Raw genomic sequence first — 24,715 nt, forward strand, 5'->3', positions numbered from 1 at the left:
TCACCCAGCACCACCGAAGGACAGATTGCACATGGCCATTTTGAGTATCCGCATCATCGGCGACCCTGTGCTGCGCACAGTTGCCGATCCCGTGACGGAATTCGGGCCGGAACTCGCAAAGCTCGTCGCCGACATGACCGAAACCATGGAAGACGTGGACGGCGCAGGACTGGCCGCACCCCAGATCGGCGTCAGCAAGAGGGTCTTCACCTACCGGATCGGCGGAGTGGAAGGCCACATCATCAACCCGGTGCTGGAGAACAGCGACGACTTCCAGCCCGATGAAGTGGAAGGCTGCCTCTCCATACCTGGCCTCGGTTTCCCGGTCCGCCGGCGCCGTGCCACCCGGGTTACCGGCGTCGACCTGCACGGAAACCCCGTCACGGTGGACGGCGAGGGCATGCTGGCCCGCTGCTTCCAGCACGAAACGGACCACCTGGACGGCATCCTGTTCACGGACAGGCTCGAGGGCGAAGACCGCAAGGCCGCCCTGCGTTCCATCCGCAACGCCAATTACGACGCCATTACCGAGCGGACGACGTCGAAGCGGGCCAAGACTGTCGGCTCCAGTTTTGGCGGCGGCAGCTTCGGCGGCGGCAGTTTCGGCGCCGCCGAGTGAGGGTCCTGTTCGCCGGGACGCCCGCTGTCGCGGTCCCCTCCCTGGACGCTTTGGTGCAGGCCGGCTTTGACGTCGTCGCCGTCCTGACCCGTCCGGACGCTCCGATCGGACGCAAACGCGTGCTCACGCCGTCGCCCGTTGCCGCCCGCGCCGCCGAACTCGGCATCGAGGTGATCCATGCGGCGAAGGTGGACGCGGACGTGACGGCAAGGATTGCCGCCACGGCACCGGATGCCGCGGCCATCGTCGCCTATGGCGGCCTCATTCCGCGCGCCGCGCTGGACGTTCCGCGGCACGGCTGGATCAACCTGCACTTCTCCCTGCTCCCCGCCTGGCGCGGCGCCGCGCCCGTGCAGCGCGCGGTCATTGCCGGCGACGACATCACCGGCGCCGTCACGTTCCTGCTCGAGGAGGGGCTGGACACCGGCCCGGTCTTCGGCACCCTGACCGAAGCTGTCCGTCCTGACGACACCTCCGGGGCACTCCTGGAACGGCTTTCCCATAGCGGCGCCGTGTTGCTCGCCCAGACTCTTTCGGCGATCGAGGCCGGACGGGCGGTTGCTGTTCCGCAGTCGGGGGACGTGTCCCTGGCGCCAAAACTGGGCATCGACGACGGCCGGATCGACTGGCACCAGCCCGCCCTTGCCATCGGGCGCCGGGCCCGCGGGGTCACGCCCGAACCAGGGGCGTGGACCACACTGGAGGGGCAGCGGGTCAAACTCGACCCCGTTGTACTCAGGGCCGGGGCGCCGTCGCAGAAGCCGGGACAGGTGCTGCTCGACGGCAAGAGCGTTTTGGTGGGGACAGGTTCCCATCCCGTTGAGTTGACGCGGATCCAGCCTTCGGGCAAAAAGATGATGGCCGCCGCCGACTGGGCGCGCGGACAGGCAGCACTGGAAGGCGTGGTATTCGAATGAGTGAGTCCGGAACGGGCGGCAGCAGCCGCGGCAGGACCCCCCGTCAGGGGCGAACAGGCGGCGGCGGGCAATACGGCGGATCCGGCAACAGCCGCAGCGGCAGCCAGCGGGATGCCCAGGGCAGGGAACGCAACCGTGGCCCCAAGCGGAACTTCACCGAGAATGCCCCTTCGCAGCGCACCCGGCGTGCCGACCCGGCCCGGCTGGTGGCGTTTGAAGTGCTGCGTGCGGTCGCGGCGGAAGACGCCTATGCAAACCTGGTCCTGCCGGCCCGGATCCGCCACCACGGCCTGGACAAGCGTGACGCCGGGTTCGCCACCGAGCTGAGCTACGGGGCGCTTCGCGGCCAGGGAACCTATGACGCCGTCCTGGCCCGCTGCGTCGACCGGCCGCTGGACCAGCTGGATCCGGCCATCCTGGACGCCCTTCGGATCGGCGCCCACCAGCTGCTGGCCATGCGCGTACCCGCCCACGCAGCCCTGGACCAGACCGTGGGACTGGCCCGCGCGGTCATCGGGGCCGGCCCGTCGGCCCTGATCAATGCCGTCCTGCGCAAAGTCTCCGCCCACACCCTGGACGAGTGGCTGGAGATGCTCCTCAGCGACGAGCAGGACGAAACCCGGGTGGCGTCCATCCGCTACGCACACCCCGAGTGGATTGTCCGCGCCCTGCGGCAGTCCCTGGTGGCACACGGACGCCCGGTGACCGAAATCAACGAACTCCTTGAGGCTGACAACGCCGCACCGGTGGTCAACCTCGTCGCACTGCCCGGGCTGGGAAGCCTTGACGAAGCACTGGAAGGCGGAGCCACTGCCGGCGAGCTGGTGGAGGGCTCGGCCCTGTCCAGCGGCGGCGACCTCGGCCGGCTGGCATCGGTGCGGGAAGGCAGCACCAGGGTCCAGGACGTCGGCTCGCAGCTGGTTGCCCGCGCCATGGCAGCCGTGGACCTGGCGCCGGCTCCGGAGGCACAGTCCGCCGGCGAAGGCGGCGAAAAATGGCTGGACCTCTGCGCCGGACCGGGCGGCAAGGCGGCCCTGCTGGGTGCCCTCGCACGGCAGCAGGGTGCCACCCTGCTGGCCAACGAACCCGCCCCGCACCGTGCCAAGCTGGTACGGCAGGCCCTGGCCGCCGTCCCGCACGAGGTGTGGCATGTCCGGACCGGCGACGGCCGCGACGTAGGTACTGAAATGGCGGGGACTTTTGACCGCGTGCTCGTCGACGTTCCCTGCAGCGGACTCGGCGCCCTCCGGCGCAGGCCCGAATCGCGGTGGCGACGCACGCCCAAGGACCTCGCGGATCTGGGCCCGCTGCAGCGCGAACTGCTGAAGTCGGCACTGGACGCTGTCCGGCCCGGCGGCGTGGTGGCGTACGTGACCTGCTCGCCGCACCCCGCCGAGACCACCGCCGTCGTAACCGATGCGCTGCGCAAGCGCGACGACCTGGAACTGCTCGACGCCGGTGCTGCCCTGGACAAGGTGAGCCTGTCCGGCCACCTGGAGGCCGGCCATGACCTGACCGCCCAGCTGTGGCCGCATGTCCACCGCACGGACGCCATGTTCCTGGCACTCATCCACAAAAAACCCTGATCCCTCAGCCTTCAGTGAAAGGAGCCGACATGGCTCAGTGCTGCATCAACCCCAGCATTCTCTCCGCCGACTTCGTCAACCTTGAGGCAGAGCTGCGCAGAATCAGCAACGCGGATGCCGTCCACGTGGACGTCATGGACAACCACTTTGTGCCGAACCTGACCCTTGGCCTGCCCGTGGTGCAGCGCATCCAGGCCGTGAGTCCGGTGCCGCTGGACGCGCACCTGATGATCGCCGACGCCGACCGCTGGGCGCCCGCTTACGCGGACGCGGGACTCGCGTCAGTAACGTTCCATGTTGAAGCCTCGATCGCCCCCATCAAACTGGCCCGGGAACTGCGCGCGCGCGGGGCCAAGGCCGGAATGGCGCTGCGCCCCGGGACGCCGGTGGAGCCCTACCTGGACATGCTGTCGGAACTGGACCTCCTGCTGATCATGACCGTGGAACCCGGTTTTGGCGGCCAGTCCTTCCTCGACCTGACGCTCCCGAAGATCAGGCGTGCCCGCGCAGCGATCGACGGCTCCGGCACCGGGGTGGCGCTGCAGGTGGATGGAGGCATCACCGAGGAGACCATTGTCCGAGCAGCCGAAGCCGGCGCCAATGTGTTTGTTGCAGGCTCCGCGGTGTACGGCGCGGAGGACCCCGCGACGGCGATTGACCGCCTTCGGGCAGCCGGCTCGCGCCCGGTTTCAGCCGGCTCCGGCTCTGTTTCGCAATCATGACGGAGTCTGACGGGAATACACGGACCAGTCACTCAGTTGTGACAGAATAACAACACACACTACGTGCTCCGGGGTCGGTGTAAGTCCGAACCGGCGGTGACAGTCCGCGACCCGCGAGCCGGCACAGATCCTTTTGGGGAACTGGTCCGGCGGACGGTTGAACCGGTGAAATTCCGGTACCGACAGTTAAAGTCTGGATGAGAGAAGCACGTACAGCTGTTACTGCACTGCCCTTTCGGCGGTGCGGTATTGCGCTGTCGTATACCCCCGGAGCCAACTCGGTTTCGAGGGAAGGAACGACGAACGCTTTGACGCCGCAGACAACAGCGCCGCAGACTACGGACCAGTTCAGTGCTGCCGAGATCGACGCCATGGAGGCTGCCCTCGCCGCAGCGCTCCACGGTCCCCGCGGGGCAAACCCGCTCGTGGGCGCCGTCGTCATCGGATCCGATGGACGGCAACTGGTGACCGGTTACCACCGTGGCGCCGGTACGGCGCACGCGGAGGCCGATGCCATTGCCCAGGCCGGCATGAAGGGCATCGACCTGGCAGGATCCACCATGGTGGTCACCCTGGAGCCCTGCAACCACTGCGGACGGACCGGGCCATGCGCCCAGGCAATCATCGACGCCGGCATCGCTTCAGTGGTGTACGCCGTGGACGACCCCCACGATCCTGCCGCCGGCGGAGCCGCAACGCTGCGCGCCGCGGGCGTCCGCGTCCGTTCAGGCCTGTCCGCCCGCGCCGCCTACGAGCTGAACCGCCGCTGGTTTGAAGCCGTGTTCGGCCAGCGCCCCTTCGTCACCCTCCACATTGCCCAGACCCTGGACAGCCGCATCGCGGCGGCTGACGGCACCAGCCAGTGGATCTCCAGCCCCGAATCCCTCGCCGACAACCACGGACTCCGCAGCCGGGTTGATGCCATCCTGGTAGGCACGCAGACCCTCCTGGTGGACAACCCGCGGCTCACCGCCCGGGATTCGTCCGGCCGGCCGGCCGGCAGCCAGCCGCTGCGCGCCGTCATGGGCCTCCGGGGAATTCCCTACGACGCCGCCATCCACGGGGATGACGGCCGCGTGCTGCACCTGCCCACCCGGGACCCGCATGAAGCCCTGGCCCGGCTGTTCGCCGCCGGGGTCCGCCACGTCATGGTGGAAGGCGGGTCCAGCATCCTGAGCGCCTTCCTCGCCGCCGGACTCGTGGACGAACTGATCGTCTACCTCGCGCCCACCCTCCTCGGGTCCGGCACGGCAGCCCTCGGCGACCTCGGCATCAGCACCCTCGCAGAGGCCCAGGCCTGGGACTGGGACCAGGCATCAGGGGGAGCCGTTCAGACCCTCGGCCGGGACCTGCGGCTCCACCTCTTCCCGGGCGACACCGTAGCTGCGCACACAGTATCCGCGCACACTCAGCATGCGCCTGCCGAACAGACAGCCGCCCCGGAACTGATTTCATCCCTCACCAGCTCACCCGAATCCTTACCGCACCGCACCGGCGCGGGCACCGCCACAGGAGGCAACTGATGTTTACCGGAATTATTGCCGAACAGGGCAGGGTCCTGTCCGTAGAACGCGACGGCGCCGTCAGTGCCACGGTGCGCCTCCATGCGCCCACCAGCACAGAGGGATTGGCCCTGGGAGGTTCGGTGGCCGTCAACGGAGTATGCCTGACCGCTACGGACATCGACGGCAAGGACTTCAGCGTCGACGTCATGGGTGAGACCCTGGTCCGCAGCACCATCGGCGAGCTGAAGGCGGGCGACACCGTCAACCTGGAGCGCTGCGTTCCTGCCGGCGGGCGCCTCGACGGACACGTTGTCCAGGGCCACGTAGACGGGGTGGGCGAGCTCCTCGAGCGCGAAGCACTGGGCAACTGGGACCGCCTGCGGTTCGGCGTGCCCGTGCGCCTTGCCCGCTACATCGCCGAAAAGGGTTCCATCGCCGTCGACGGCGTCTCCCTCACGGTCACTGCCGTCAGCGATGCGTCGGAACCTGCCCCGTGGTTCGAAGTGGGCCTTATTCCCACCACCCTGGCAGACACGGGCCTGGGGGCGAAGAAGTCCGGCAGCAAGGTGAACCTCGAAGTCGATGTCCTGGCCAAATACACGGAACGGCTGCTCGCCTTTGCCGGTGGCGCCGCCACCGGCGCTGACGCCGCCGCTGCTGCAGCCGGAGCGGGGGAGTCCAAGTGAGCCAGCTCAAGAACACGCCCCGACCCGGTGCCACTGCGGATGTCTTGTCAGGCAACACGCTCCTTGATCCGATCGAGGACGCCGTCCGCGCCATGGCGGCCGGCCTTCCGGTGCTGGTGGTGGACAATGAGGACCGCGAAAATGAAGGCGACATCATTTTCGCTGCCCAGCACGCCACTCCCGAGCTGATGGGCTGGACCGTCCGCTACAGCTCCGGGGTCATCTGCGTACCCCTCGACGGAGCCCGGGCTGATGCCCTGCTCCTGCCGCCCATGGTCGAGGTCAACGAAGACTCCAAGGGCACGGCCTACACGGTGTCCTGCGATGCCGCCCTTGGCGTCAGCACGGGAATTTCCGCGACGGACCGTGCACTCACCGCCCGCGTACTGGCAGATCCCGCCAGCCGGCCGGAATCGATCACCCGTCCCGGGCATGTTTTCCCGCTGCGGGCCGTTAACGGTGGAGTGCGTGAACGCCCGGGCCACACCGAAGCGGCCGTGGACCTGTGCCGGCTTGCCGGCCTGGAGCCGGTGGGCGTGATCGCCGAGGTGGTGTACGACAACGGAGAAATGATGCGCCTGGACGGACTTCGCGGCTTCGCTGCTGAGCACGGGTGCCCGCTGATCTCGATCGAGGATCTGGTGGCATACCTGGAAACAGCAGAGCCGGGCGGACCGGTGGCAGCGCCGGCAGGGAACGAGGAGATGCGATGACGGCTTCAGAGGCACGAAAAGACGTTAAGGCGGGGCGCCGGCCGCACCCGGTCAGCGGCGGACCCGTGGTCCAGCTGCCCAGCGAATTCGGGGTCTTCGTGGCCCAGGCCTGGACCGACCTGGTGACAGGAATCGAGCACCTCGCCGTCAGTTCGCCGATTCCGCCCGTGGACGGCAAGGCGCCGCTGGTGCGGCTGCACTCGGAATGCCTCACCGGCGACGTTTTCGGTTCGTACCGCTGCGACTGCGGCGAACAGCTGGCGTACGCCCTTGAGAAGATCAGCGAGGAAGGCGGCACGCTGCTGTACCTGCGCGGACAGGAAGGCCGCGGCATCGGCCTGGCCAACAAGATCAAGGCGTATGCCCTGCAGGAAGCCGGCTTCGACACCGTTGAAGCCAACGAGCAGCTGGGCCTGCCCGTCGATGCCCGCTGCTACAACGCCGCCGCGCAGATCCTGGCCGAGCTCGGACTGCACGAAGTGCGCCTGCTGAGCAACAACCCGGACAAGCAGAACCGGCTGGCGGACGCCGGCGTCACCGTCGTCGAAATGGTTCCCACCGAGGTGCCCTCGCGCGAGCAGAACATCCGTTACCTGCAGACCAAAAAGGACCGGATGGACCACCGGCTCGTCCTGGACAGCCAGGACGCTGAACCGGTGGCCGCGTCGCCGTCGGCCGGCCAGGCGCCATACCAGCACGAACAAGACTGACTCAAGCACCAAGACCGATTTCAGCACCAAGACCGACCCCAAAAGAACGAACCAGGAGACTTTTAGATGAGTGGACACGGCGCGCCGGAGATTGACCTCACCACCCTTAACCCGGCGGAGACGTCGCAACTGAAGCTGGCCATCGTGGCCGCGAGCTGGCACACCCAGATCATGGACGGGCTGCTGGACGGCGCGCTCCGGGCCGCAAAGGACGCCGGAATCAGCGAGCCCACCGTCCTGCGGGTGCCGGGCAGCTTCGAGCTCCCCGTGGCAGCAGCCCGGCTCGCCAAGCACTTCGACGCCGTCGTGGCGCTCGGCGTCGTGATCCGCGGCGGAACACCGCACTTCGAGTACGTCTGCGAGGCGGCCACCATGGGACTGACCGACGTCAGCGTCAACACCGGCGTCCCGGTTGGCTTCGGCGTGCTCACCTGCGACACCGAGCAGCAGGGCCTGGACCGCGCGGGCCTGCCGGGCTCGAAGGAAGACAAGGGCCATGAGGCTGTCACCGCCGCGCTGGCCACTGCGGTGACCCTGAAGCAGTACAGCTAGCCGTTCCGCTGCCTGCTCCGGACCTGTGCATTACCTCACATCGGCGCCGTCATGGAACGGCCCGACAGGCGGGGTCAGGCCCGGAGCAAGTAGGCTGGAGGGCGTGAAGAATTTCGAGACGCTGTTCGCAGAACTGAGTGAGAAGGCAGCCACCCGTCCGGCAGGCTCCCGCACCGTCGCAGAATTGGAGTCCGGAGTCCACGGCATCGGCAAGAAGGTCGTGGAGGAAGCCGCCGAAGTGTGGATGGCTGCCGAATACGAATCCGATGAGGCCGCCGCCGAGGAGATCTCCCAGCTCCTGTACCACCTGCAGGTTCTGATGCTCGCCAAAGGCCTGACCCTGGAAGACGTCTACAAGCATCTGTAGCCATGCTGAGCGTGGCCGATTGCCTGTAACCAAGACTTCCTAACCCCAGAAAGACCCCCATGCTGCGTGTTGCCGTCCCCAACAAGGGATCCCTGTCCGAAGCGGCTTCGGCCATGCTGTCCGAAGCCGGCTACCGCCAGCGCCGCGATACCCGCGAGCTGGTCATGGTGGACCCGGACAACGACATTGAATTCTTCTTCCTGCGCCCGCGGGACATCGCCGTTTACGTCGGACGCGGAACGCTCGACGTCGGCATCACCGGCCGCGACCTGCTCCTGGACGCCGAGGTGGAGGCTGAGGAACTGCTGCCGCTGGGCTTTGCCGCCTCAACGTTCCGCTTCGCCGGCCCGGTAGGCGACTTCAGCAAGGTCGAGGAGCTCGAAGGCAAACGCCTCGCCACAAGCTATGACGGCCTCCTGCGCGGCTACCTCGCCGAGCGCGGCGTCAACGCCAAGGTGGTCCGCCTGGACGGTGCCGTCGAATCGTCGGTGCGGCTCGGCGTCGCGGACGCGATTGCCGACGTCGTCGAAACCGGGAACACGCTCAAGGCCGCCGGAATGGAAATCTTCGGCGAACCGATCCTGAAGTCCGAGGCCGTGCTGATCCGCCGCACCGGCCAGGAAGGCTCCGCAAACGGCACGGCCAAGGAAATCGAAGTCCTGATCCGCCGCCTGCAGGGCGTGCTCGTAGCCCGGCAGTACGTCCTGATGGACTACGACATCCGCAAGGAACTCGTCGAGCAGGCTGCGGCCCTCACGCCGGGCCTGGAATCACCCACCGTCTCGCCGCTGCGTGATTCGGAGTGGGTTGCCGTCCGCTCGATGGTTCCCAAGAAGGAAACCAACAGGATCATGGACGAGCTCTACGACCTGGGTGCCCGGGCCATCCTGGTCAGCAGCATCCACGCCTGCCGGATCTGAGCCGGCCCGTCACAGTGCGGTCCGTTTCCAACGGACGGGCACCGCATCTCCCACCAGCGAATCACCAGGAGAAATCATGGCTGTAGCAGTGCGCGTAATTCCGTGCCTGGACGTTGACGCCGGCCGCGTGGTCAAGGGCATCAACTTCGAGGGCCTCCGGGACGCCGGCGACCCCGTGGAGCTTGCGCACCGCTACGACAACGGCGGGGCGGACGAACTGACGTTCCTGGACGTGACGGCCTCATCGGGAAACCGCGAGACCACCTTCGATGTGGTCCGCCGCACCGCCGAGGAAGTCTTCATCCCGCTCACCGTCGGCGGCGGCGTCCGCGGCGTGGCCGAGGTGGACAAGCTCCTGCGCTTCGGGGCGGACAAAGCGTCCATCAACACTGCCGCCGTCGCCCGGCCGGACGTCATCGACGAAATCACCCGGCACTTCGGGTCCCAGGTCCTGGTGCTGTCCCTGGATGCCCGGCGCACCCGCCCCGGTTCCGAGCCCACTGCGTCCGGCTTTGAAGTCACCACGCACGGCGGCCGGCAGGGTACCGGGATTGACGCCATCGAGTGGGCACGCGAAGCTGCGGACCGCGGCGTAGGCGAAATCCTGCTCAACTCCATCGATGCTGACGGCACCAAGGACGGCTTCGACATCGAACTCATCCGCCTGGTGCGTGCGGCGGTCAAGGTGCCGATCATCGCGTCCGGCGGTGCCGGCCGGCCCGATCACTTCCCGCCCGCCGTGGCGGCCGGTGCGGACGCCGTCCTGGCGGCGTCGATCTTCCACTTTGGGCCGGTGGACATGATTTCGCAGGTCAAGACGGCGATCCGCGAAGCAGGCTTCGAAGTCCGCTAGTCCCTACAGCCCGACTTCACAGTCCGACTTCGGCTGACTGCAGGAGCGCGACGGCGTCCGGTTGGCCTTCGAACGTCACCAGCGCATGGCGGGTGCGGCCGTGGGCGTGCATCAGCAGTTCGCCCGGTTCGCCCACGATGGCCACCGATACGGGAGCACGTTTGGCCACATGCCGCGGACCGGAAGGACGCACCAGCACGATGCCCAGGTCCACGCCGCGGTACAGGATGGCTGCCCGCTTGACGAGTTCATCCCACAGGGCATCGGAGTATTCCTCGTCCAGTGCCCGGGGAGCCCACCGGTCCACGGCGCGCCGGACGTCCTCGGTGTGCACGAAGTACTCGATCAGGTTGGAGCTCTCGGCCAGGGCCCTGATCCTCAGCGGCGACAGGGCCGGGGGACCGGCACGGAAGGCGTTGACCAGCCGGGTGTAGTCCTCGGGGGTCTTGAGTTTGGCGGCCAGCTTCGCAGTGGCCTCGTCGGAGGCTCTTGCGAGGCTTTTGATAATGAGGCCGAGCCCCACACCGGCCTTGCGTTCGCGCAGGTAGAGGTGCGCGGCGAGGTCGCGTGTGCGCCAGCCCCTGCAGAGCGTGGGGGAGTCAGGACCGGCCGCCAGCAGGGTTTCGGCCAGGACTTCTCGGGACGGGTCGACGAAATGCATCACTTGTGAAACTAGCACGAGAGGCCGCGAGTTGCGCAGTGGAAGTGCCGCCGATTTTGACCCTGATCGTCACACTGCGGTGAGGCACTAGACTTGGTCTGATGTCTGAGCAGCCCGCCCCCGCCCCCGTGCCCGCCCTTCCCGCTGAAGTGGCGGACGCCCTCAAGCGCGACAGCGCAGGCCTCGTGGCCGCCGTCGTGCAGCAGTTCGACACCAACGAAGTGCTCATGCTGGGCTGGATGGACGACGAGGCGCTGCGCCGGACGATGACCACCGGGAGGGTGACCTTCTACTCCCGCTCCCGCCAGGAGTACTGGCGCAAGGGCGACACCTCCGGCCACGTGCAATGGGTGAAGTCCGTTGCGCTGGACTGCGACGGCGACGCCCTGCTGGTCCGCGTCGACCAGGTTGGCGCAGCCTGCCACACCGGCACGCGGACCTGCTTCGACGGCCGCGGGCTGGCCGTCGTTGCCGGTGACGCCAGCAGGGCAGGGACCGCCGGCTAGCACCGACCAGGCAGGTCTCCGGCGCAGGCGCCGGGCACCCCACCACACGATTCAGGCACCACTTAAGAACAGGCGGAAAACCATAGCCATGCAGGACCTTGGAATCATCAGCCCGGGCCTCGAGGAATTCCGGGAGCTCGCCAGCCACAGCCGTGTCATCCCGGTCCGGCTGAAGGTACTGGCCGACGCCGAGACGCCCATCGGGCTCTACCGTAAGCTGGCCAACGGCCAGCCCGGCACGTTCCTGATGGAGTCCGCGGCCGTGGGCGGCGCCTGGTCGCGCTATTCCTTCATCGGCGCCAAGTCGCGCGCCACCCTGACCACCAAGGACGGGCAGGCGCACTGGCTGGGCGAGCCGCCGGCCGGCGTGCCCGTGGACGGGAACCCGGTGGATGCCATCAGGGATACCGTCGAGGCCCTGCGCACCGACCGCTTCGACGGCCTGCCGCCGTTCACTTCGGGCCTGGTCGGTTTCCTCGGCTGGGAAACCGTGCGGCACTGGGAGAAACTCACCAGCCCGCCCGAAGACGACCTGGAACTGCCGGAACTGGCCCTGAACCTGGTCACCGACATGGCAGTGCACGACAACATGGACGGCACCGTCCTGCTCATCGCCAACGCCATCAACTTCGACAACAGTTCGGAGCGGGTGGACGAGGCATGGCACGACGCCGTGGCCAGGGTCAAGGCCCTCCTTGCCAAGGTCAGCACCCCCGTGGAACAGCCCATTTCCGTGCTGGAACCCGCCGCACTGGACTTTGCCTCCAGCGTCCAGGAACGCTGGAACGAGCCCGACTACCTCGCCGCCCTGGACCGCGGCAAGGAAGCCATCGTGGACGGCGAAGTGTTCCAGGTGGTCATTTCCCGCCGCTTCGAAATGGAGTGCGGCGCCGACCCGCTGGATGTCTACCGGGTGCTTCGGAACACCAACCCCAGCCCGTACATGTACATCTTCAGCCTCGAAGACGCCGCCGGCCGGCAGTACTCGATCGTCGGCTCCTCCCCGGAAGCCCTCGTGACCGTCACGGGCGAGGAAGTCATCACCCACCCGATTGCCGGCTCGCGTCCCCGGGGGAAGACCGTGGAAGCGGACAAGGCCTTCGCCGAGGAACTCCTGGCCGACCAGAAGGAACGCGCCGAACACCTCATGCTGGTGGACCTGTCCCGCAACGATCTCTCCAAGGTCTGCGTTGCGGGCACAGTGGACGTCACCCAGTTCATGGAGGTGGAGCGCTTCAGCCACATCATGCACCTGGTTTCCACCGTGGTGGGCAAGCTCGCCCCCGCGGCCAAGGCGTACGACGTCCTGAAGGCAACCTTCCCCGCAGGGACGCTATCCGGGGCCCCCAAGCCTCGCGCACTGCGGCTCCTCGACGAATTGGAACCGCACCGCCGCGGCATCTACGGCGGCGTGGTGGGTTACCTCGACTTCGCCGGCGACATGGACATGGCCATCGCCATCCGTTCCGCGCTGCTCCGTGAAGGCCGGGCCTACGTCCAGGCCGGCGGCGGCATCGTCGCCGACTCGGTCAACCCGACCGAAGCCCTGGAGACGGTCAACAAGGCTGCCGCGCCGCTGCGCGCCGTGCACACGGCCGGGTCCCTGCACAACATCACGGCCGAGTCTGTGCCGGACGCGGCGGACAATACGCGCACGAATGCCGCCAGCCCGGATGCCGCCAGCCGGGATGCCGCCGGTCCCGCCGCGGCGGGCAGCTGATGGGTGTCATGGAAGACGGCATCACCGACGACGGTGTCACGGCTGGCAAGACCGGCCGGCCGGCAACCAAGCGGCCCGGCGCTCCGGTGTGGGCGCGGAAGTCCACGCTGGTGCTGATCATTGCCGCCATGGCACTGGCGGTCTTCGGCACCACCACCCAGACATGGCTGACCGTGCATCTGGACCCGGCCCAGCTGGGCCGGGCCGTCAACAGCCAGGACGGCCTCCAGGTGCAGGGCAGCAAAGCAGCCACAACCGTCACCGCGCTGGCACTCGTGGCGTTGGCTGGCGGTCTTGCCGCCTCGATCGCGGGCCGGATTGCGCGCTGGATCATTACCGCGATCATCCTCCTGGCCTCCGTTGGCATCGTGACCGCCGCCGTCACGGTGATGGCAGACCCCCTCGCGGCCGCTCAGGGTTCGATCGCGGCTGCCACCGGCATTACCGGGAGCAGCGTCCAGGTGAGCGCGTCGGCCTTCCCTGCACTCGCCGTCGTCGCCGGTGTCCTGCTGGGGCTGGGAGCCTTGCTCATCATCCCGGCCGGACGCCACTGGAAGACGCGGACGAAATATGACGCCGCACGGGCTGGCGCTGCCGGCACGCCGGAAGGTCCAGCGGACGAGATCGACAGCTGGGACAGGCTGTCGCGGGGCGACGATCCGACGTAGGCGGCCCGCTGCCGTCCAAGCCGCCGATGTCCAAGGCACCGCCAAAAAATGGCAGAATGTAAGCAGTATTCATCCTGAGGAGATTTCCATGAGCAAAGCCACTGTTTCCGCATCCAAAGCCGCTGCTGCCGAAAGCGTCTACACCGGCGTCGACCACAGCGCAGACCTCGGCCACGGCAACAGCCCGGCGGCATGGACGTGCGTGATCGTTATGCTGGTGGGCGCGCTCATCGCGGCCATCGCCTTCGTCATTGCCAGCACCCCGATCTTCATTGGCGGCGCCGCTGTAATGGTCATCGGCCTGCTGCTCGGCTGGATCATGCGCAAGGCCGGCTACGGCGTGGACGGCAGCAAGCTGAAGAACTCCGGCCACTAGCAGTGACTGTTCTCGACGACATCAATGCCGGTGCGCGTGAGGACATGGAGGCCCGCCGGCGCCTGGTGTCCCTTGCCGAACTGAAGGACCGTGCCGCGGCGGCAGCTCCCGCGCGCGATGCGTGGGCTGCCCTCGGCGGGGATTCCTCGCCACGGAACCAGCTGAAGGTCATCGCGGAAATCAAGCGGCGCAGCCCCTCCAAGGGCGATCTGGCGAGCATCGCCGATCCAGCTGACCTCGCGGTCCAGTACGCCGACGGCGGAGCTTCCGTCATCAGCGTGCTCACCGAACAGCGCCGGTTCAGCGGGTCGCTTGCCGACCTCGACGCCGTCCGGAAAGCCGTGGATGTTCCGTTGCTGCGCAAGGACTTCACGGTTGACGAATACCAGATCTGGGAAGCCCGCGCGCACGGCGCGGACCTGGTCCTGCTGATCGTTGCATCGCTGAGCGACGCCGAGCTTCGCGATTTCAGCCAGCTCACCCGCGAACTGGGCATGAACGCGCTGGTGGAGACGCACACGGCGGAAGAGATCGAGCGCGCCGTCGCGGCGGACGCCCGGATCATCGGCGTGAACGTCCGCAACCTCAAGACGCTCGACGTCGACCGCTCCGTCTTTGCCTCCCTCGCCGGCGGCATCCCTCCGGAAGCGGTCATTGTTGCCGAATCCGGAGTCCGCGGCGTGGACGACGTCAGGCATTACGCCGCGAGCGGCGCCAATGCCGTGCTGGTGGGCGAAGCGCTCGTGAGCGACGCCACCCCGCGTGAGCGGATTGCCGAATTTACCGCTGCAGGGGCGGAAGCCATCGCAGCACGGGTCTGATGACCGGGGCGCCGGCGGCAGCCTGCTGAAGCCGTGCGCCACCCGAAATTTCTTTATGAACAGTGGAACAGGATGGTGAGACCGATGGTCGACGCGCCAACAACCGGCTCTGATGAGGGCACCGCGGACGCATTTCTGCAAGGAGACCGGTCCCTGCGCCACGCCCCGGGCCCGTACTTCGGCTCCTACGGCGGGCGCTGGATGCCCGAATCCCTCATCGCGGCCCTGGACGAGCTGGAAGACACCTTCGAGAAGGCCAAGGCCGACCCGGACTTCGTCGCCCAGATCAAGGACCTGAACAAGAACTACTCCGGCCGCCCGTCCCTGCTCACCGAGGCCAAGCGCTTCGCCGAGCACGCCGGGGGAGTGCGCGTGTTCCTCAAGCGCGAGGACCTCAACCACACCGGTTCGCACAAGATCAACAACGTCCTGGGCCAGGCCCTGCTCGCCAAGCGCATGGGCAAGACCCGCGTGATCGCCGAGACCGGAGCCGGCCAGCACGGCGTGGCCAGTGCGACGGCCGCTGCCCTGCTGGGCCTCGAGTGCGTGGTCTACATGGGCGCCGAGGACTGCCGTCGCCAGGCGTTGAACGTTGCGCGCATGGAGCTGCTGGGCGCCACGGTCATTCCGGTGACCAGCGGATCGCAGACCCTCAAGGACGCCATCAACGAGGCACTCCGCGACTGGGTGGCCAACGTTGACCACACCCACTACCTGCTCGGCACGGCTGCGGGTGCCCACCCGTTTCCGGCGATGGTGCGGTACTTCCACGAGGTCATCGGCGAGGAAGCCCGCGCCCAGATCCTGGAACAGGCCGGACGCCTTCCGGATGCGGTCTGCGCCTGCATCGGCGGCGGCTCCAACGCGATCGGCATTTTCCACGGCTTCCTGGACGATCCTTCCGTCCGGATCTACGGCTTTGAGGCTGGCGGCGACGGCGTGGACACCGGACGCCACGCAGCCACCATCACCCTGGGCAAGCCGGGCGTGCTCCACGGCGCACGCTCCTACCTGATGCAGGACGACGACGGACAGACCATCGAGTCGCACTCCATCTCGGCCGGCCTGGACTACCCTGGCGTCGGTCCGGAGCACGCCTACCTGGCGGACATCGGACGCGTCAGCTACGAGCCCATCACGGACGCCGAAGCCATGGACGCCTTCCGGGTCCTGTGCCGGACCGAGGGCATCATCCCGGCGATCGAATCTGCGCATGCCCTGGCCGGCGCCATCAAGGTGGGCCAGCGCCTCGCAGCCGAAGCTGCTGCCGAAGGCCAGACCGCGGACAGCAAGATCGTTATCGTGAACCTCTCCGGCCGCGGCGACAAGGACGTGGCCACGGCCGCTGAATGGTTCGACCTGCTGGACAAGGATTCCGTAGAGGCCGAGATCGGCAAAGAAGGGGAACAGCTGTGACCGGCGTTCAGGACATCACCAGCACCAGCAAGTCAGCAGCCGCCATTGACAAGGCACGCGCTGAAGGGCGCGCCGCCCTCATCGGCTACCTTCCCGCCGGCTACCCCAGCGTGGAGGAGACCATCGCGGCCGGCATTGCGCTGGCCGAGAACGGTGCCGACCTGATCGAGATCGGGATCCCGTACTCCGACCCCGTCATGGACGGCCAGGTCATCCAGGCCGCCACCACCGAGGCCCTTGCCAAGGGCTTCCACGTCCGCGAGGTCTTTGACGTGGTCCGCGGGATCACCAGCAAGACCGACGCCGCCGTCCTGGTGATGACCTACTGGAACCCGGTGGTCCGGATGGGCGTGGACGAATTCTCCCGCAGGCTCGCAGAAGCGGGGGGAGCAGGCCTGATCACCCCCGACCTGATTCCGGACGAAGCCTCCGAGTGGATGGCCGCCTCGGACAAGTACGGCCTGGACCGTGTGTTCCTCGTGGCGCCGTCGTCCTCGCCGGAGCGCATGAAGCGCACGGTGGATGCCAGCCGCGGCTTCGTGTACGCCGTGTCCATCATGGGCGTCACCGGGGCCCGGTCCTCCGTCAGCGATGCTGCGGAAGGCGTCGTGGCAGCAGCGCACGCTGCAGGGGCCGAGCGGGTGTGTGTAGGCCTTGGCGTCTCCAACGCCGGCCAGGTCCGCGAGATCGCGGCCTACGCTGACGGCGTGATCGTGGGTACGGCGCTCGTCGCCGCCATCCGCGACGGCGGCGTGGATGCAGTTGCCGCCCTGACCAAAGACCTCAGCACCGGCCTGACCAGGGAAGAAGCCTAAACAATGCAGACTGTCCTCCACGCGGCGGCCATGCTCCCCGCCAGCATTCCGAGCCCGGACTGGTCCGGGTTCGACATCCCGCTGCCGTGGGGGTCGCTGCGCATTCACGCGTACGCGCTGTGCATCCTGGCCGGAATCGTGGTTGGCCTGTGGCTGACGTCGGTCCGCTGGGCCAAGCGCGGCACTCCGGAGGGCAGCCTGTGGGACATCGCCATCTGGGCCATCCCGTTCGGCATCATCGGCGGCCGCCTCTACCATGTGTTCTCGTCCCCGGACGCCTACTTCGGGCCGGGCTTCGACGGCACCGGTGACCTGTCCCTGATCCCGCAGATCCAGCGCGGCGGCCTGGGGATCTGGGGAGCTGTCCTGCTCGGCGCGGTGGGCGCGTGGATCGGCTGCCGCCGTGCGGGCGTCAAGCTCACTGCCTTCCTGGACGCCGCCGCCCCCGGGCTGCTGCTGGCCCAGGCCGTGGGGCGCTGGGGAAACTACTTCAACCAGGAACTGTTCGGCGCACCCACCACGCTTCCCTGGGGCCTCCAGATCGACGCCGACAACGCCAACTTCCCGGCAGGGATGCCGGCGGACACGCTCTTCCACCCGACGTTCCTCTATGAGTCCCTCTGGAACATCGCGGGCGTGGTGATCCTGCTGGCGCTGGACCGGAAGTTCAACTTCCGCCGCGGGCGGCTGTTCTGGCTCTATGCCATGTACTACACGCTGGGCCGGGTCTGGATCGAGGCCATGCGGATCGACGACGCAGAACAGATCAGCCTGTTCGGCATCACCACCCGCCTCAACGTGTGGACCAGCATCGTGGTGTTCCTCGTGGCGCTGATCGTGTTCGTGGTGCTGGGGCTCCGCAAGCGCGACGAGCCGGACACCGCGTACCTGGCCGGGCACGTCCCGGCCGACAAGGACAGCGACGCCGGCGTCCGTGAGGACGGTGAGTTGGCGACTGTTCCGGCGGACGGCAAAACCATCCGGCATGCGGACAAGAGTGTCTCAGATAGTGAGTCCCGTGGTAATCTCCCTGATAACCAAAGCGGTCCGGGGCACACTTCCGCCCCAACTGAAGCGGTGAAGGAACCAGCTGTCGGCACCACGCCCGCAAAGGGCGGGCAGGCAGCTGAAAACTCCGTTCACCAGGACTCCGGATCCGCGCCGGACACTGACCGCACCAAGTAGTCAGGGCCGGCAAACCGGGCAGCAGGGCTACCGCCCGCACCGCCCGTTCCCACAGCGTCGTGGCACCAGGGCCCCTTCCCGTCAGCACAGAGCTGCTGCCGGGTCAAGCCCAGGTCAGGGCCTGCGTAACTGTTAGTTCAGCAGGCCGGGCTGACCTACAATTTCCAGTAAGTAACACTTTGTTGTGCCCATCACACAGGCACCGCGAGTGGGGCCAACGTTGTCCCTTCCATACGCACGATCAGGAGGAAGGACGTCTCCCATGACCCAAACTCTTCACAGCCCCAGTTGGTCCGAGCCGAACCAGCCGGCCGCCGCCATGTCGCCGTTCAAACGGTTCGCGGCGCTGCCGGAGGCCAGTGGTCTCTACAACCCGGAGCAGGAGAAGGACGCCTGCGGCCTGGCGATCATCGCCACGCTCCGCGGTGAGCCGGGCTACGACATCGTCGATGCCGCCCTGACTGCGTTGCGCAACCTCGAGCACCGCGGTGCCGTGGGCGCCGACGAAGGAACGGGCGACGGCGCCGGGCTGCTCATGCAGATCCCGGACGAGTTCTTCCGCGCCGTTACCGAGTTCGAGCTTCCGGCACCCGGGCAGTACGTGGCAGGTACGGCGTTCCTGCCGGCCGAGCAGCGTGAAGCCGACGCCGCCAAGGCAGGCATCGAAGGCCTCGCAGCCGACGAAGGCCTCACCGTCCTGGGCTGGCGTGAAGTCCCGATCGTCGCCGACCTTGTCGGTGCCATGGCCCGGGCCTGCATGCCCTACTTCTCCCAGCCGTTCTTTGCCTCCAGCACCGGGGAAGTGCTGGAGCGCAACGAACTCGACTCCCGTGCCTGGCGCATCCGCAAGCGCGCCCAGAACAAGTTCGGCGTGTACTTCCCGTCGCTGTCCTCACGGACCATCGTCTACAAGGGCATGCTGACCACGGCCCAGCTGGAGCCGTTCTACCCGGACCTTTCGGACAAGCGGTTCAAGACCAAGCTCGCGATCGTCCACTCGCGCTTCTCCACCAACACGTTCCCGTCCTGGCCGCTGGCCCAGCCGTTCCGCACCATCGCCCACAACGGTGAAATCAACACCGTCAAGGGCAACCGGAACTGGATGCGTGCGCGCCAGTCCCAGCTGGCCAACCCGCTGCTGGGCGATTCCCCTGAAGAGCTGTACCCCATCTGCACGCCGGGCGCCTCCGACTCGGCGTCGTTCGATGAAGTGGCCGAGCTGCTCTGGCTCTCGGGACGCCCCATCACGCACTCGATCATGATGATGATCCCCGAGGCCTGGGAAAACCACGCCACGATGGATCCGGCCCGCAAGGCGTTTTACGAGTACCACTCCCTGCTGATGGAACCGTGGGACGGCCCCGCTGCCGTCTCGTTCACCGACGGCAGCCTGGTGGGCGCAACGCTTGACCGCAACGGCCTCCGCCCCGGCCGCTACTGGATCACCGAAGACGGCCTGGTGGTTTTCGCTTCCGAGGTGGGCGTCATCGACGTCGAACCTTCCAAGGTGGTCAAAAAGGGGCGTGTCTCGCCCGGCAAGATGTTCCTGGTGGACACCGAAGCCGGCCGGATCATCGACGATGAAGAGGTCAAAGCCGAAGTCGCCGCCGCCAACCCGTGGGCGGAGTGGGTCAAGGACAACCTGATCGACCTCGACGAGCTGCCGGAACGCGAGCACGTGGTGCACACGGCCGCGTCCGTGAACATCCGCCAGCGGACCTTCGGCTACACCACCGAGGAACTGAAGATCCTGCTGGGTCCGATGGCCCGCACCGGTGCCGAGCCCCTGGGTGCCATGGGTTCCGACACCCCGGTGGCCGTGCTGTCCAAGCGCCCGCGGCTCCTCTTCGACTACTTCGTGCAGTCCTTCGCGCAGGTGACCAACCCGCCGCTGGACGCCATCCGCGAAGAGCTGGTCACGTCGCTGATGTGCGCTATCGGCCCGAACGGCAACCTGCTGGACACCAAGCAGGTCCGGCAGCCGCAGGTTTCGCTTCCGTTCCCGGTGATCAACAACGACCAGCTCGCCAAGATCGCCAACATCGAAAGCCCGGACGGCGACAGGATCGCCATGAAGGTCCGCGGCCTGTACCGCCCCGAAGGCGGCGAAAACGCCCTGCGTGCCCGCCTGACCGAAATCTGCGAGCAGGTTTCCGGCGCCATCAACCGCGGCGTGCAGTATGTGGTGCTCTCGGACCGCGACTCGAACGCCCAGTGGGCGCCCATCCCGTCGCTGCTGCTGGTCAGCGCAGTGCACCACCACCTGCTGCGCAGCGCCAACCGGACCAAGACCGCCCTGGTGGTTGAAGCCGGCGACGTCCGCGAGACGCACCACGTGGCCGTCCTGATCGGCTACGGCGCCTCCGCCGTGAACCCGTACCTGGCCATGGAATCCGTGGAACAGCTCATCAGCACCGGTGACGTTGTTGGCGTGACTCCGCAGGACGGCGTCTACAACCTGATCAAGGGCCTCGGCAAGGGCGTCCTGAAGATCATGTCCAAGATGGGCATCTCCACGGTTGCCTCCTACACCGGTGCGCAGACGTTCGAAGCCCTTGGCCTCGGCCAGGAACTGGTGGACGAATTCTTTGCCGGCACCCACTCCCAGCTCGGCGGCGTCGGACTCGACGTCATCGCGGCTGAAGTGTCCGCCCGGCACCAGATGGCCTACCCGGAAGGCGGCATCGAGCAGCCGCACCGTCCGTTGCTCGGCGGCGGCGAGTACCAGTGGCGCCGCGACGGCGAACCGCACCTGTTCAACCCGGAGACGGTCTTCCGGCTGCAGCACGCCACGCGTGAACGCCGCTACGACATCTTCAAGTCCTACACCCGCGGTGTGGACGACCAGTCCGAGAACCTCATGACCCTCCGCGGCCTTTTGAAGTTCAAGACCGATGCGCGTCCGGCGGTGCCGCTTGAGGAAGTGGAGCCTGTCTCCAGCATCGTCAAGCGCTTCTCCACGGGCGCCATGAGCTACGGGTCCATCTCCAAGGAAGCCCACGAGACCCTGGCGATCGCCATGAACCGGCTGGGCGGCAAGTCCAACACCGGTGAAGGCGGCGAGGATGTGGACCGCCTGCTGGACCCCGAGCGCCGCTCGGCTGTGAAGCAGATCGCCTCGGGCCGCTTCGGCGTCACGAGCCTGTACCTGAGCAACGCCGACGACATCCAGATCAAGATGGCGCAGGGTGCCAAGCCCGGCGAAGGCGGCCAGCTGATGGCGCAGAAGGTGTACCCCTGGGTTGCCCGGACGCGACACTCGACCCCCGGCGTCGGACTCATTTCCCCGCCCCCGCACCACGACATCTACTCGATCGAAGACCTCGCCCAGCTGATCTATGACGCGAAGCGCGCCAATCCTTCGGCCCGGGTGCACGTCAAGCTCGTTTCCGAGGTGGGCATCGGCACAGTTGCCGCCGGCGTCACCAAGGCCAAGGCCGACGTCGTACTGGTTTCCGGTCACGACGGCGGTACCGGCGCCTCGCCGCTGAACTCGCTCAAGCACGCCGGTGTTCCGTGGGAGCTGGGTCTCGCAGAGACCCAGCAGACCCTGATGCTCAACGGCCTGCGCGACCGCGTGGTGGTACAGGTAGACGGCCAGCTCAAGACCGGCCGCGACGTCGTGATCGCCGCGCTGCTCGGCGGCGAGGAATTCGGCTTCGCCACGGCACCGCTGGTGGTGGAAGGCTGCATCATGATGCGCGTCTGCCACCTGGACACCTGCCCGGTGGGCGTTGCGACGCAGAACCCCGAACTGCGGGCCCGCTTCAGCGGCAAGCCGGAGTTCGTGGTCAACTTCTTCGAGTTCCTGGCCGAGGAAGTCCGCGAAATCCTCGCGGAGCTCGGTTTCCGCAGCATCGAAGAGGCCATCGGCCACGCCGAAATGCTGGATACCCGTGAGGCGATCAACCACTGGAAGGCCGAAGGGCTGGACCTGGACCCGATCCTGCACGGACTCGAGTTCGACGACGACGCCCCGCTGCGCAACCTCACCGGCCAGAACCACGAGCTGGACAAGCACTTCGACCAGCGGCTCATCACCATGGCCGCCGAGGCGCTGACCGACCGCAGCCCGGTGAAGATCGCCGTGGACGTCATCAACACGGACCGCTCCGTGGGCACCATGCTGGGCCACGTCGTCACCAAGACGTTCAGCACGGATGTCCTGGCGACGGACACGATCGACATCACGCTGACCGGCACCGCCGGCCAGTCGCTGGGCGCCTTCCTGCCCGCCGGCATCACGCTGCGCATGTTCGGAGATTCGAACGACTACGTGGGCAAGGGCCTCTCCGGCGGCCGCATCATCGTCCGTCCGGACCGCACCAACGTGTTCCAGGCCGAGAGCAACGTCATTGCCGGCAACGTGATCGGCTACGGTGCCACCAGCGGCGAGATGTTCCTGCGCGGCCAGGTGGGCGAACGCTTCCTGGTCCGCAACTCCGGCGCCACCGCGGTGGTCGAAGGCATCGGCGACCACGGCTGCGAGTACATGACCGGCGGCCAGACGCTCATCCTCGGACGCACCGGCCGCAACTTCGGTGCGGGCATGTCCGGCGGAACGGCCTACGTGCTGGACCTGCGGACCACCCGCGTGAACAAGCAGGCGCTGGAATCCGGCGAACTGCAGCTGCGCGAACTGGACGCCGAGGACCGCGACATCGTCCACGGCCTGCTGGTCAAGCACGTCGAGGAAACCGAATCCCTGCACGCGCAGCGGCTGCTGGAGAACTTCGATGACACCGCAGCCCGCATTACTAAAGTCCTGCCGCGCGACTACGCGGCCGTATTGCAGACACGTCTCGACGCGATCGAAGAGGGCCTAGACCCCGATGGCGAAGAAGTATGGTCTCGAATCCTGGAGGTGACCGGTGGCTGACCCACGCGGATTTCTTAAAGTACGTCAGCGTGAAACCCAGCCGCGCCGTCCCGTTCCCGTCCGGATCATGGACTGGAAAGAAGTGTACGAGGCCCAGGAAAAGGGTGTCCTGAAGAGCCAGGCCGGCCGCTGCATGGACTGCGGCGTGCCGTTCTGCCACCAGGGCTGCCCGCTGGGCAACCTGATTCCCGAGTGGAACGACCTCGTGTGGCGGGACAAGGGCGAGGAAGCGATTGAGCGGCTGCACGCCACCAATAACTTCCCCGAATTCACCGGCCGCCTGTGCCCGGCTCCCTGCGAAGCGTCCTGCGTGCTGGGGATCAACCAGCCTGCCGTGACCATCAAGCAGGTCGAGGTCTCCATCATCGATGAAGCCTTCGACAACGGCTGGGTCAACCCGCTGCCGCCGACCCGCCTGACGGGCAAGACGGTCGCCGTCGTCGGTTCCGGCCCCGCCGGACTCGCCGTGGCGCAGCAGCTGACCCGCGTGGGCCACACTGTTGCCGTCTACGAGCGCGACGACAAGATCGGCGGCCTGCTGCGGTACGGCATCCCCGACTTCAAGATGGAGAAGGAACAGGTTGACCGCCGCCTCGAGCAGATGAAGGCCGAAGGCACCCGCTTCCGGACCGGAGTCGCAGTCGGTACCGACGTGACCTGGGAGCAGCTCCGCCGCCGGTACGATGCCGTGGTGGTTGCCACGGGCGCCACCGTGCCGCGCAACCTGCCCATCCCGGGCCGCGAGCTTGAAGGCGTGCACTACGCCATGGATTACCTTGTCCCGGCCAACCGCGTGGTGGCAGGGGAGCAGGTCGAAAACCAGATCCACGCCAAGGGCAAGCACGTGGTGATCCTGGGCGGCGGCGACACCGGTGCTGACTGCCTCGGTACCGCCCACCGCCACGGTGCCGCCTCCGTGACAACGCTGGCGATCGGCAAGCAGCCGTCCGTGGAGCGCATGCCGAACCAGCCCTGGCCCACGTTCCCCACCCTCTTTGAGGTTGCGAGTGCGCACGAAGAGGGCGGCGAGCGTACGTACCTGGCTTCCACGGTGGAGTTCGTCGGCGAAAACGGCAAGCTCACCGGCGTGAAGGTTGCCGAGACCGAGTTCGTGGACGGCAAGCGCCTCCCGAAGGCCGGCACCGAGCGGATCATTCCTGCGGACCTGGTGTTCCTGTCCCTGGGCTTCACCGGTGCGGAGCCTGCCGGCATCACCGAGCAGGTCCACGCCGAATTCGACGGGCGCGGCAACGTGGCCCGTGACGGTTACTACATGACCAACACCGAGGGTGTGTTCGTTGCCGGCGACGCCGGCCGCGGCCAGTCGCTTATTGTGTGGGCCATCGCCGAGGGCCGCGCCTGCGCGGCAGCGGTGGACAAGTTCCTGATGGGAACCACGATCCTGCCTGCCCCGGTTGCCCCGACCGACCGGGCGATCGCCGTTCTCTAGTCACAACTCTGCAGTCACAATCGGGGGACCACGGAAGTTCACCTGCGGTATAACTCCAATCCAGAAAC

At 67.3% G+C, this 24,715-nt stretch carries 23 protein-coding genes and 1 riboswitch; of the genes, 22 read left to right on the top strand and 1 reads right to left on the bottom strand.

Features of this window, described 5'->3' with window-relative positions; genetic code table 11:
• Positions 1 to 31 precede the first annotated feature (31 nt).
• From def to hisF, 12 genes are all read left to right on the top strand, one after another.
• On the top strand, positions 32 to 619 hold the full coding sequence (def, locus tag PV761_RS05820; protein ID WP_347895095.1) for a peptide deformylase: 588 nt from the start codon (positions 32 to 34) through the stop codon (positions 617 to 619).
• Positions 616 to 1,536 carry a methionyl-tRNA formyltransferase gene (fmt, locus tag PV761_RS05825; protein ID WP_347895097.1) on the top strand — a complete coding sequence of 307 codons (921 nt, stop codon included), beginning with the start codon at positions 616 to 618 and terminating at the stop codon, positions 1,534 to 1,536. Before def ends, fmt begins: the two co-directional genes overlap by 4 nt.
• Positions 1,533 to 3,122 carry a transcription antitermination factor NusB gene (locus PV761_RS05830; protein WP_347895099.1) on the top strand — a complete coding sequence of 530 codons (1,590 nt, stop codon included), beginning with the start codon at positions 1,533 to 1,535 and terminating at the stop codon, positions 3,120 to 3,122. Before fmt ends, PV761_RS05830 begins: the two co-directional genes overlap by 4 nt.
• 29 nt (positions 3,123 to 3,151) lie before the next feature.
• A complete protein-coding gene (rpe, locus tag PV761_RS05835) occupies positions 3,152 to 3,844 on the top strand; it encodes a ribulose-phosphate 3-epimerase (protein ID WP_028270791.1) in 693 nt (230 codons plus the stop codon).
• A 59-nt stretch (positions 3,845 to 3,903) separates the two neighbouring features.
• Positions 3,904 to 4,058, top strand: a riboswitch (FMN riboswitch).
• Between the two features lie 157 nt (positions 4,059 to 4,215).
• Positions 4,216 to 5,367 (top strand): bifunctional diaminohydroxyphosphoribosylaminopyrimidine deaminase/5-amino-6-(5-phosphoribosylamino)uracil reductase RibD, encoded by a 1,152-nt coding sequence (gene ribD, locus PV761_RS05840; RefSeq protein WP_347895271.1) that lies wholly within the window; start codon positions 4,216 to 4,218, stop codon positions 5,365 to 5,367.
• Positions 5,367 to 6,035: a riboflavin synthase gene (locus PV761_RS05845; RefSeq protein ID WP_028270789.1), complete on the top strand. Its 669-nt coding sequence runs from the start codon at positions 5,367 to 5,369 to the stop codon at positions 6,033 to 6,035. The genes ribD and PV761_RS05845 overlap by 1 nt, the downstream gene beginning before the upstream one ends.
• 44 nt (positions 6,036 to 6,079) lie before the next feature.
• Complete coding sequence (gene ribB, locus PV761_RS05850) at positions 6,080 to 6,748, top strand: 3,4-dihydroxy-2-butanone-4-phosphate synthase (protein WP_156037110.1); 669 nt, start codon at positions 6,080 to 6,082, stop codon at positions 6,746 to 6,748.
• The gene (gene ribA, locus PV761_RS05855) at positions 6,745 to 7,458 is read left to right on the top strand and encodes a GTP cyclohydrolase II (RefSeq protein ID WP_028270787.1); all 714 of its coding nucleotides are present in this window, start codon (positions 6,745 to 6,747) and stop codon (positions 7,456 to 7,458) included. The genes ribB and ribA overlap by 4 nt, the downstream gene beginning before the upstream one ends.
• Positions 7,459 to 7,524: 66 nt before the next feature.
• Entirely contained in the window at positions 7,525 to 8,010 is a 486-nt protein-coding gene (ribH, locus tag PV761_RS05860; RefSeq protein WP_011691538.1) for a 6,7-dimethyl-8-ribityllumazine synthase, read from the top strand.
• 103 nt (positions 8,011 to 8,113) lie between these two features.
• The gene (locus PV761_RS05865) at positions 8,114 to 8,377 is read left to right on the top strand and encodes a phosphoribosyl-ATP diphosphatase (RefSeq protein WP_028270786.1); all 264 of its coding nucleotides are present in this window, start codon (positions 8,114 to 8,116) and stop codon (positions 8,375 to 8,377) included.
• A gap of 59 nt (positions 8,378 to 8,436) precedes the next feature.
• Positions 8,437 to 9,297: an ATP phosphoribosyltransferase gene (gene hisG / locus PV761_RS05870; protein ID WP_028270785.1), complete on the top strand. Its 861-nt coding sequence runs from the start codon at positions 8,437 to 8,439 to the stop codon at positions 9,295 to 9,297.
• Positions 9,298 to 9,373: 76 nt separating this feature from the next.
• On the top strand, positions 9,374 to 10,150 hold the full coding sequence (gene hisF, locus PV761_RS05875; protein WP_028270784.1) for an imidazole glycerol phosphate synthase subunit HisF: 777 nt from the start codon (positions 9,374 to 9,376) through the stop codon (positions 10,148 to 10,150).
• A gap of 16 nt (positions 10,151 to 10,166) precedes the next feature.
• Here the strand turns inward: hisF and PV761_RS05880 are convergent, their stop codons facing one another.
• A complete protein-coding gene (locus PV761_RS05880) occupies positions 10,167 to 10,811 on the bottom strand; it encodes a TIGR03085 family metal-binding protein (RefSeq protein WP_347895104.1) in 645 nt (214 codons plus the stop codon).
• Between the two features lie 101 nt (positions 10,812 to 10,912).
• On the opposite strand from PV761_RS05880, the gene hisI reads away from it, so the two are divergent.
• The 10 genes from hisI (at position 10,913) to PV761_RS05930 (ending at position 24,647) form a co-directional block, all read left to right on the top strand.
• Entirely contained in the window at positions 10,913 to 11,317 is a 405-nt protein-coding gene (hisI, locus tag PV761_RS05885) for a phosphoribosyl-AMP cyclohydrolase (protein ID WP_347895106.1), read from the top strand.
• An 88-nt stretch (positions 11,318 to 11,405) separates the two neighbouring features.
• A complete protein-coding gene (locus PV761_RS05890; RefSeq protein ID WP_347895108.1) occupies positions 11,406 to 13,037 on the top strand; it encodes an anthranilate synthase component I in 1,632 nt (543 codons plus the stop codon).
• Between the two features lie 8 nt (positions 13,038 to 13,045).
• Positions 13,046 to 13,705 (top strand): Trp biosynthesis-associated membrane protein, encoded by a 660-nt coding sequence (locus tag PV761_RS05895; RefSeq protein WP_347895274.1) that lies wholly within the window; start codon positions 13,046 to 13,048, stop codon positions 13,703 to 13,705.
• Positions 13,706 to 13,793: 88 nt separating this feature from the next.
• A complete protein-coding gene (locus PV761_RS05900) occupies positions 13,794 to 14,081 on the top strand; it encodes an HGxxPAAW family protein (protein ID WP_028270780.1) in 288 nt (95 codons plus the stop codon).
• A 2-nt stretch (positions 14,082 to 14,083) separates the two neighbouring features.
• A complete protein-coding gene (trpC, locus tag PV761_RS05905; protein WP_028270779.1) occupies positions 14,084 to 14,902 on the top strand; it encodes an indole-3-glycerol phosphate synthase TrpC in 819 nt (272 codons plus the stop codon).
• A gap of 84 nt (positions 14,903 to 14,986) precedes the next feature.
• Complete coding sequence (trpB, locus tag PV761_RS05910) at positions 14,987 to 16,318, top strand: tryptophan synthase subunit beta (protein ID WP_347895111.1); 1,332 nt, start codon at positions 14,987 to 14,989, stop codon at positions 16,316 to 16,318.
• Positions 16,315 to 17,133 (top strand): tryptophan synthase subunit alpha, encoded by an 819-nt coding sequence (trpA, locus tag PV761_RS05915; RefSeq protein ID WP_028270777.1) that lies wholly within the window; start codon positions 16,315 to 16,317, stop codon positions 17,131 to 17,133. Before trpB ends, trpA begins: the two co-directional genes overlap by 4 nt.
• 3 nt (positions 17,134 to 17,136) lie before the next feature.
• A complete protein-coding gene (gene lgt, locus PV761_RS05920; protein WP_347895113.1) occupies positions 17,137 to 18,318 on the top strand; it encodes a prolipoprotein diacylglyceryl transferase in 1,182 nt (393 codons plus the stop codon).
• A 262-nt stretch (positions 18,319 to 18,580) separates the two neighbouring features.
• Complete coding sequence (gene gltB, locus PV761_RS05925; RefSeq protein ID WP_028270775.1) at positions 18,581 to 23,197, top strand: glutamate synthase large subunit; 4,617 nt, start codon at positions 18,581 to 18,583, stop codon at positions 23,195 to 23,197.
• Positions 23,190 to 24,647, top strand: coding sequence for a glutamate synthase subunit beta (locus PV761_RS05930; RefSeq protein ID WP_028270774.1), 1,458 nt, complete (start codon positions 23,190 to 23,192; stop codon positions 24,645 to 24,647). Before gltB ends, PV761_RS05930 begins: the two co-directional genes overlap by 8 nt.
• Positions 24,648 to 24,715 lie beyond the last annotated feature (68 nt).

Source organism: Arthrobacter sp. CC3, from assembly GCF_039907775.1.
Lineage (GTDB): Bacteria > Actinomycetota > Actinomycetes > Actinomycetales > Micrococcaceae > Arthrobacter.